Source organism: Pedobacter sp. HMWF019 (genome assembly GCF_003061025.1).
GTDB lineage: Bacteria > Bacteroidota > Bacteroidia > Sphingobacteriales > Sphingobacteriaceae > Pedobacter.
In genome coordinates, this window is sequence record NZ_QAIL01000161.1 from 26,881 (window position 1) to 37,550 (window position 10,670).

Here is a 10,670-nt window from a genome sequence, read left to right on the forward strand (position 1 = left end):
GTTTTTATTTAATGCGTAGGCTTTACCGGAGTGATATTTCCTTTTTCGTCAAAATACATTCGATCCATACATACCTCGCGGTTAAAGCCTGCCACCTCACCCATATGTATCCCATCGGGGTAATTAAACCGATGATAGATCATGTACCATTCGTCTTTTCCAGGAATTTGCAGTACGGAGCAATGCCCTGTACCATAAATACCCTGTGATGGATCTTTTTGAAGTACCAGATTATTTCCCGGGACCTCTATCGGTCCTGTAGCCGACTTCGATGTTCCATAGCGCACGCGATAATTCTCACTGCGTGTATCATCTTCCGACCAGAGGAAATAATAAGTCCCCTTCCGATAAAAGACATATCCCCCCTCTCTAAATGTGTTATCGGTTTTAAGAACCCTGGTGGTATTCTCCTTCAGAGAAGCCATGTCTTTATTCAATTCAGCTACAGCAAGATAGCCATTGCCCCAGTATAGATAACTTTTACCAGTTTTGGGATCGGTAAATACTGCAGGATCTATCTCCTGTCCACCCTTTACACCCTTTGGTTTAAAATCAACCAGCGGTTTGCCTGAATCGGTAAAAGGACCCGCTGGCTGATCTGACACAGCCACACCTATTTTTTGCGCAGCAGTAAAATAATAGTAGTACTTGTAATCACCTTTTACCTTCTTCTCTGAAATAGTTGGTGCCCAGGCATTACGATTTGCCCACTTTACATCTTTCTTTAGGTCCATAATCACACCTTCATCCTTCCAGTTGACCAGATCTGTGGAAGAGAACGTTTTAAAGTAAGAGCCTCCCCAGCCATCGAAACCATCGCTGGTTGGATAGATATAGTATTTCTTGGTTTTATTGGAATACAATACATCCGGATCTGCGTAGAAGCCATCAAGCACGGGATTTTTAGTTAACTGAAGCTCCATGCCTTGTGGCACGCCCCACCGCGCAGTCAGGTTTTTTAATTCCTGGCGGGAAACCGGAATAATCGTTCCGTGACGCGGATGAAAATCCATCTTCACATCCTGGTCTTTCACTTTGAATTTATCCAGATCATAGCTCTCGCAAAACTGATACTTACCTTTGCCATATACATCGTACATCAGGATATATTTGTCAGAACGGTTCAATTTAAACACACTTGAACCCTCTACTGCGTCCTTTGTTTGCTGCTTGTATCCTTCTTGTTCAATCCATTTGCCGGAAGTCAGGGAATCGGTGATCGCTAATCTTATTCCATTCCCGTTACCTTCAGTTTTATAGAACAGGTAGAACAATCCGTTTTTAGGTATAATGTCGCCATCAATGCAGGATTTACCGTTTTTTGGACGGAACAGTACTGCAGGTTCTGCTTCAAAGCCTGTAAAATCACTGTTGGCATAGGCATAATAGATGATATCCGGACCAGAGCCATGCTGCATAGACCAATAAACCATGTATTTGTCCGCTGCAGGATCGAATATGGTTTGCGGTGCCCAGACACGCTTAAGGTCATCCTGTCCTTTGTAACGTTGTTGTATATTGATGACCGTATGTTTCCAGTTCACCAGATCGTCAGATTTCATCAAAACCATGGCGCGATTCGAATCCCATCCTTTAGATGAGGTCATGTCGGTCAGCACCATGTAGAACGACCGTCCATCTTCCCCGCGAAGGATATGCGGATCACGCACACCTCCGGTAGAACTAATGGTTTTGGAATCCATAATAGGTTCGTTATTGTTTAATGCACGATAATTATAGCCATCGGTACTGATCGCAAAGCAAACAGCCTCATCTTTTACGGCATTCCCTTTAAAGTAGGCAAATAAATAACCCGCAAAATCCTTATCCGCCGGCCCCGACTTATACGCCTGGCCAAAGGAATTTCCAATAAAGGCGATGGTTAAAATGGCAAGAAGGATCGGGTGCTTACAGCTAAATCTTTTCATCAGTATTCCTTTACTTTAAAGCTATTTTTTGGATTTCAGTATACAAATATTCACTTGAGGTTGTTGATTTAACACCAACTCTGGCATACACATAGTCCAGATTCTTAAGGTTATCCGGCAGCTCACCTTCAATAATGCTTTGCTGCCCAAATACCAATGCACCAACATTTCCATCTACCCGAAGTTCACGCTGTACTTGATCGGTCAATACTGATTTCCCAAGGTAAAGACGTACAAATTCAACATTTGCCGATGGTACAATTTTATTGACCACAAACCGGGCGCTGATCGTATTACCTGATTTTTGAAACGAATTGCCTCTGATGGTAAAATAAGGAGTTACCGGCACATCAACACTGGTATTCCCTTTTACATTTACAATAATGGTATCACTTGCCTGCTGCAACCAGGGAGAATCGCCCATACGGACCAGTTTATACCGGCCATCAAACAGGCTTGCCGAGAATGTTCCATCCTGATTTAAATAGACAGGAATCTTTGTCCTAAGCGCATAGCCGTCCTGCCATAATTCCAATTGAGGGCCGCTGTTACGCACGCCTACTGGTTTTCCGTCATAAACTACCCTGCCAGACAGACTGGACTCAGGGGCATTAAAGTTATCATATCCGCATCCTGTCAGAAATACACTTGCAGTGGCGGTTAGTATCATTAAAAATTTCAATTTCATAGCACAAGTTATTATTGGAATGGGTTTCTAACAATTTTAGGATTGTTGTTTAATACCGTCTGATCAATAGAGGAATAGTAATTGGCCAGCCGGAAGAACCGCGCCCGGCGGAAACGGCTGGGTCTGATGCGCTCATATATAAATTTGCCGTTGTCGGCATGTCCAGGCCTTATTACCCGGTAGCCATACAGGCCCCATACCACTGCATTGGGATCATTCTCTGAACCATCCCATACCAGGTGTGCCATGCGCCATCTTTTGAGGTCAAAGTAGCGGTGATCTTCAAAGGCCAGTTCCACACGACGTTCATTACGGATAATATCCATGGTCAGACTGCTTAGGCTATTGGCCGGAAACCCGGCACGTTGCCGCAAAGAATTGATATAACCGAGGCTTTCTCCTTGCCCAAGTTCAAATGAAGCTTCAGCTGCATTCAGGTAGATTTCCCCGAGGCGAAACCAGGGCCACCAGTTTGCCGCCGATGTTCCTCTTGTGCTGGCCGCAGGGGCGTCACTAACCATCTTGCGTATATAGAACCCGGTATTGCTGACATCTGTGGCATCGTCTTTAGGTCCGTCAAATCCGGTCCATACCTGGCCATCATCATAGTTTTTCCCCAATTCTGGTGAGCTTGTCAACTGGTACCTTCCGTTCGTCCAGACTGCTACTCCTGCCTGTATCCTGACCGGATTGTTTTTAAAAGCTGTACCGGGGTAAATTACCGTACCGTACAAACGGGCGTCTTTATTAGCAAATATATCCTGGACATTTGTATAGGCAATATAATTACCAGAGGCATCTTTGTTCCGTAACGAACCTTTGCTTCCATCCAGATAATCAAAACTCTCTACAAGACTCAGCGAAGGCGATATGGTAGACGACGATTCATTATCTTCAGTCATACTCTTTATGATATTATCGTAAGCAAACCGATGAACCTTAAGACCCGTTGCAAAGTCTTTAGCAAAAATCACTTCGCTCCCGGTTTTCTTATTCAACATATCATAGAAGTTGGCACCTTTATCCGCGTTCTCATTAAACAGCGCATAAGGGCCACTGATAATCTCTTTCGAAGCATTTAAGGATTTCGTATAATAACTATTTGCCATCGCAGCCGGAATACCGACTTCACCGCCCGGAGTAGAAATAGGGCTTGACATCAGGTTGTTGTATTTGGCAATCGACGCAGCGTAAAGCATTGCCCTGCTTTCCAGCGCCAGAGCGGCGTACTTGTTTGCCCTTGTTTTGCTGGCATTGTTGTCTTTGAGGTCTTCTTTTATGGCCTCCATTTCCTGGAAAATAAAATCATAGACTTCATACTCCTTTGCACGTGGAACCTGTAAAGGCGTAGGGTCACCACTAAAATCGTAAACCAATTGAGTGGTGACTAGAGGGACTCCTCCCATACGCTTCACCATTTCGAAATAAACAAAAGCACGGATATAACGCAACTCTGCTATAAATAATCGTTTTTGTGCACTTGTGAGTTTTAAGCTTAGTTTTTCGATATTTTCAAGGGAAAGATTGATATCACGGATGAATCCATAATCCCAGTATCGTCCGTAATCGTCGCCGAACTGAAAATCATTATGCCAGTTCTGATCGCGGTGTCCAGACCACATGGCGTCGTCAATCTCGGTCGTTCCTCCGGTATTAAACAGGCCATGTAATGCAGGTAACCTGTTGTAATAATTTGCCATTAAAGAGGTCAATAATGTTGGGCTATTCCACAATTGATCATCGGTGATCATGGACTTTGGGTCACGTTCGAACCATTCGTTGTGCTTACAGCTGTTCATGCTCAGGCATGCCAACAAAGCAATAGATATATAAAATTTCTTCATCGTATTAAATTTTGGGGATTAAAAGGTTACGTTGAAACCTACCATAAAAACTTTTTGCTGCGGGTAGACAACTGCTGCTGCTGCCTCAATTTCCGGATCAATCTGGAATTTCTTTACGTTGTCAAAAGAGATCAGATTCGATCCATTAACGTACAGACGAATTTTTTCTGCTTTAAGTTTTGTCGTAATGCTTTTAGGCAGACTATAAGCCAGTTCTAAATTCCGTACCCGGAGGTACCTTACGTTGGTTAACCAGAAATCGCTGTTCCTGCTGTTTGGACCGGAATTGCCTTGTCGAATTGCTGGATAATAACCTGGAATCCAGGCACTGTTCCTGTCATATGGATCTGCACGGTGCCATCTGTCTTCCAACAGGTAAGCAGGCGAATTGCCATCTGCATGAAATGCATTTCTTAGTTCATAATCCTGATTCCAGGACTGCATCCCACCGCCCGCGAAATCGATGTTGAGATCTATTCCTTTCCAGTTCAATGCAATGCGGCCACCAAAGGTCATCATTGGTGCCCAACCTGTTGGATAACCGATAGGACGTTGATCCATATCATTGATGACCCCATCACCATTCACATCTTTGTAGATGAAGTCGCCCGGCAATTGTGTTCTGTTGTTCGACCCGTCATTATTTATCGGGTAATTCCGGATCTCTTCTTCCGATTGGAAGCGTCCAATAACCTGGTAACCCCACCAAACGCCGCCCCAACGTCCTTCTGAAGACTTTCTGTACTCATCCCATGAACTGCCGAAACGTGGTTTATAGGATTCTAAACTCTTGAACCTGGAGAAGGTTATATTTCCGCTGACCACATAATTGAGTTCTCCAACCTTACTACTATAGGTCAGGATACCTTCTGCCCCATAATATCCGTTCTTGTTCAAATTTTCGTTGGGAAGTCCATAGCCTACTTCGCTAGGCAGCAATACATCATATCGCGGTGCGGGCACACCCGTGCGTATAATTTTAAAGGCATCAGCTGTTAAGGTCAGCTTATTGTCTAACATCGCCAGGTCTATACCCACGTTATAATTTGTATTCTTTACCCAGGATAGGTTCCGTATTGGCAAAGCCCGGGGTTGAAGGCCAGAATAATATTTACCATCCAATACAGCATCTCCTTGTCCAAAGTTATAGCCATCTAAATAACCATGCATGCCTACGCCATCCTCTAATCCGGTCTGTCCTATGGAAGCCCGTAATTTCAAATCATTAATAATACTTTTAAGTGGTTTGAAAAATGGCTCATCGGAGATCCGCCAACCTAAAGTTGCACCTGGGAAAAAGCCCCAGCGATGATCTCTGTCATATAAATAAGAACCATCATAACGCCCGAGAACTTCAACCAGGTATTTGCCCTTAAAATTATAATTCAGACGCCCGATGTACCCTGCCCTGGCCTCGTACGACCAATCGTCTCCTATGCCATTCAGTTCAGCAACAGTTCTGATTAAGGGAATGTAATTATTTGTTGGATTAGCCCCTATTGACGAGTAAGTCCTGTTCCAGTCAGAACGTTCATAACCAGCCATGGCAGAAAAATTATGGTCTCCAAACTGTTTGGTATAATCTAACTGAAATTGCCCAAACCGGGATGTGGCCTCCCGAGTTGTCTTATATCGCCATCCAGCATCGCTGCCACCTGAACGGTTGTAAGCGTTGTTTTGGAAAGTATACACATCATAGGTGTATTGAAATCCATCGAACTTGTTGTTGGTATAGTTGTAGGATACTGTCGCTTTTGCCGATAAACCAAATTTTGTTTTGTAGGAAGAAGAGAGATTCACATTACCACTCAAATAATCATTATCCTTATAACCCGCAATCCCACGACTGAACAATGCTGGATTATAGGCCAGATCATTAACTCGATTCGGATAGGCCGGATTATCATTTGCATAAGGCCCTACTGTTGGCCGGTTTCTAAATAACGACAGAATGGAGGCAAAATAGCCATCTCCCCCAGGTAAACCAACGTCTTTAGTCGCTTCTTTTCGACCAGAAATCTGCGTCCCAATGTTCCACCCTTCTGCAATAGTAGCCTCGATATTGGCTTGCAGATTGGTGCGTTTATAAGAAAAATCTTTCATCATGGCATCCTGATTCAGATGGCCAACAGAAAGGAAATAATTCGAGTTTTTTCCTCCGCCTGTTACATTTGCATTAAGATAGTTTTGGGGTATATTCTTCCTGACCACCATATCATAGTAATCGTAACCTTGATAACCCGATTCAGTACCTGCCTGCCATTTAGCGAGTTCTGCAGGGGTATACACCCTTGTTGGGTCGCCGCCGCCGTTTTGAGCAGCTTCTACCAACCCCCGTGTATATTGTGCTGCATTTGCTAATTTAGGAAAGCGTGTTAGGTTCTGCCATCCCTGGTAACCATTAATGTTTATTTTTGCTGTTTCATCGCGTCTGCCCTTTTTGGTGGTGATCAATACCACCCCTCTGGATGCCCGAAAACCATAAACAGCTGCCGCTGCGTCTTTAAGGATAGAGATACTCTCAATATCTTCCAGGTTCAAAGCATTGAATATATCAGCCCCGGAGGCAGTTTGGGTTCCAACCCAATCCGTCCCCACTTCTCCACCGTAAGCAACCCCATCAATCACATACAGTGGGTTTCCCATATTACGGATTTCAATAGCGGCTCCTTTTCCCGGGCGGGCGTCTTTTGCCCGGACCGAGACCCCCTGCACTTTTCCAGCCAGTGCCCCTGCCGTGGTCGTAGAGGAAGACCGCACGATATCTTCCGATTTAATGCTACTTACTGCACCGGTAACATTTCGTTTAGACTGTGTGCCATAACCCACAACCACAACTTCATCCAGGTCCTTGTTGCTGCTTTCCATAAAGATTTTGAGTTCAGTCTGCTCACCAATCACGACGCTTTGACTTTTGTAACCTATATTGGTGATGAGTAAAGTTCCCTTGGTGGCTGTAATCTGGAAGTGCCCCCGGTCGTCTGTTGTTGTAATTTCGCTCGGCATGCCTTCAACGAGAACCGTGGCGCCCTTAAGCGGCTCATTTTTTTCGTTAAGCACATACCCTGAAATCTTACGTTGTGCATAGGTATATGCGGGTATACCCCATATCATTACGCAGATTAAAAGAATTTTCAAGATTTTCATGTTAATATTTGGTTTTTTGGTTTTGATGAACCGATACTACATGACCATTCCCGAAAGAGAAAAAGGATACATGTTTATAATTGGTTTCTGGAACCAAACTTAAAATATTCTGCTACCTGAGAACGTACACAAATCCGTCAATTAACATCTAATTTTTCGTCAAATCAGCTTGTTTTTCTATTTAAAGCTTCTTTTTGATATTCAGAAGGAAGTTGTCCAAACTCTTCCTTGAAGCATTGACGAAAATAAATGGAACTGTTAATGCCAACCATAAGGGACACTTCAGTCACGTTATACTGACCGGAACGCAACAGCTGCGCTGCCTTTTGAATCCTCACCTTGCGTACGAGCTGATTTATATTTTTACCGGTAAGTCCCTTCAGTTTTCTGTACAATGTAGATTGGCTCATATTCATTTTGTCGGCTAATCTGGCGGCATCCAGAACTTCATCTTGTATACAGTCTTCTACCAGGCAAACAAATTCCTGTACAAAAGCATTCTCTCGCCACAATTCTGTATGAGGTGCTACTTTTTCCGGTGCTCCCTGTACATTCTGAGGCGAAAGCTGTCCCAATACTTCAGCATAGACGGCCTTCCGTTTGAGCAACAGGTTTTCAATCCGGCGGTAAAGCAACTGTGGGCTAACTGGTTTGGTTAAATAAGAATCAACGCCCAATTCATAGCCCCGCTCCTTATCCGGCTCCCTGTCCCTGGCGGTTAGGAATATGATTGGAATATGACTTGTTTCACGCTCCTGCTTTAATTCTTTCAACATCCTGAACCCATCCATATCAGGCATCATGACATCGCTAAGAATAATATCAGGAACACGGCTCTTCGCAAGCTTCAAGCCTTCATATCCATTTTCACCTTGTATAACCTCATATTTCGAACACAACAATTTTGTTAAGTATGCCCGAAGATCTCTGTCATCTTCCACCAGGAGTACTAAGGGCCGCTGATCATCGCTTACATTGACCGCAGATACCACCGCATTTGTCAGTAAACGCACACAAAACTCGCTTCCCTTCCCCGGTTCGCTTTTTACGGAGATTTTTCCATGATGTATGGCGGACAGCTCTTTAACCAAAGCAAGTCCAACACCTATACCCTGAGCAGCCGAACGAGGTACCTGATAAAATTTGTCAAATATCTTCTCCAGATGCTCGGCTGCAATACCGCAACCTGTGTCCTTCACACAAATCAGGGCGCAAGTGCTTAGTCCCTCCTGTTCATAGGTCAAACAAACCTCCACACTACCCGACGAGGTATATTTACACGCATTAGACAATAAGTTATCCAGTATCAATTGCACAATCTCTGTATCGAAAATGGTTTTAATATCCTCATCAACAACAATGCAGCTAATACTCAGGTCCTTCTTGTTATTCGCTTCTGCATATTTAAGAACAGTTTCCCGTACCAATTCACCCAAAAATCCTTCTCCCAGTACCAGCGGTTTGTATTGAGACTCTACTTTTCTGAATTCCAGCAACTGATTAACCAATGAAAAAAGACGGTTTGCACTCTTTTGGATCATGTAAACCCAATCTTTATGCCCGGAAGCTAATTTATGGTCATGTATCAAGTTGTCCAGCGGGCCAAGAATGAGCATGAGCGGTGTCCTAAGCTCATGGGTAATGTTGGTGTAAAAATTCAGCCGTTCCATATGCAGCTTTCCCTCCTGATCAAGCTGAAGCTCCCTTACACGGAGTTCGGCTTCTGCGTTCACCTTTTTCACATAAATAGAAAACACAATAAATACAATGGCGGCAATCACAATAATATAAAGCAGCAAGGCATAGGTACTTAGATACCATGGTGGTGAAATATTGATAAAAAGGTGTTTATAGCCAGCAGACCAATTTTCATTCTTTTGACGGGTACGTATCCTAAGTTCGTAATTTCCATATGGGATGTTTCGGAAATCCAGATTCTTTTCATTCCCAAGGAAGATCCAGTTGTTGTCTAACCCATGCAGCTGATAACTGAATTCTACCATGTCATTCATGGCATAATCCATCACGGCAAGCTCCACCCGAAAACTGTTCTCGTTATGTTTCAGGCTGATCTCTTCAACAAGGTTGGAGTATTTTTCAGATTGTGCATGACTCTCTCCCGTATTAAATACCATAAAACGGCTTATTCTGATGGGCGACTTTGGAAGTTTCAGTGGAATCAATGCAGGATCAAAATAACACACACCTGCCGGCATTCCAAAGTATAAACGACCTTTTGTGTCTACAGCAACACTGTTATTGGTAAAACCACCCAAGGGCAAACCAAAGGTCTGGTCGTAGCTCAGGAATCGCTTTTCTTCCGGTAAATAGCGCAATAAGCCCATTCTGGTGGAACACCAGATATTTCCATTGCCATCTTCAGCTATGGCATTTACAGTGAGCCAGGCATCCGATCTGGGGATTGCAATAGATTCAACCTGCCCTATCTCTTTATTTGCGCTTTGGAAGGCCAAACCTTCATTGGTTGCTATCCATATATTATTTCTCTTATCACGAAACAGATAATTGATGGTATTGCTATTGATTCCTTGCCCTTTAGAAATCTTCCGAACCAATTTCCGGCCCCGGTCAAAAAGGTAAAGGCCCTGTCCATACGTGCCTACCCAAGTATTTCCCCGACCGTCCTCAACAAGTGTACGAGGGGCATAGTCTCCAAGCATAGGCGTATTAATGACTAATTTATGGAATGTCTCAAGTTTAGGATTGTGAATAAACAGGCCTTCCTCTGCGGCAAACCATATATTTTGTTGAGTATCTTCAATGATAGCTCTTACAGCCGACATCTTTTCTCCTGCATTTATCCTGCGCCAGGTTTTCGTTTTTGCATTAAAGAAGGATACGTCTCCTTTCTGCAAGCCGAACCATTTGTTATTCTGGCTATCTTCAAAACCAGAAAGCAGGAAATCATCAGCAAGTCCGCTGTTACGGATTGTTTTTTTGACAAGCGCTCCAGTGGGTTGTACCTGCAAAATTCCATCCCCTGCTGTGGCAAGCCACATACTGTTTCCCCAGTCGTGCAAGATTCCCGTCACTGTTGCCAGT

At 43.8% G+C, this 10,670-nt stretch carries 5 protein-coding genes; all 5 read right to left on the reverse strand.

The annotated features are described in order from the left end of the window. Positions 1-8 precede the first annotated feature (8 nt). The gene (locus tag DBR11_RS10380) at positions 9-1,928 is read right to left on the reverse strand and encodes a family 43 glycosylhydrolase (protein ID WP_108552306.1); all 1,920 of its coding nucleotides are present in this window, start codon (positions 1,926-1,928) and stop codon (positions 9-11) included. A gap of 10 nt (positions 1,929-1,938) precedes the next feature. Next, positions 1,939-2,616, reverse strand: a complete 678-nt coding sequence (locus tag DBR11_RS10385) for a DUF3823 domain-containing protein (RefSeq protein ID WP_108552308.1) — start codon at positions 2,614-2,616, stop codon at positions 1,939-1,941. A gap of 11 nt (positions 2,617-2,627) precedes the next feature. After that, complete coding sequence (locus tag DBR11_RS10390) at positions 2,628-4,460, reverse strand: RagB/SusD family nutrient uptake outer membrane protein (RefSeq protein ID WP_108552310.1); 1,833 nt, start codon at positions 4,458-4,460, stop codon at positions 2,628-2,630. An 18-nt stretch (positions 4,461-4,478) separates the two neighbouring features. Continuing rightward, the gene (locus DBR11_RS10395) at positions 4,479-7,607 is read right to left on the reverse strand and encodes a TonB-dependent receptor (protein WP_108552313.1); all 3,129 of its coding nucleotides are present in this window, start codon (positions 7,605-7,607) and stop codon (positions 4,479-4,481) included. Positions 7,608-7,771: 164 nt separating this feature from the next. Further along, the coding region (locus DBR11_RS10400; protein WP_199233809.1) for a response regulator at positions 7,772-10,670 on the reverse strand (2,899 nt) is incomplete at its 5' end.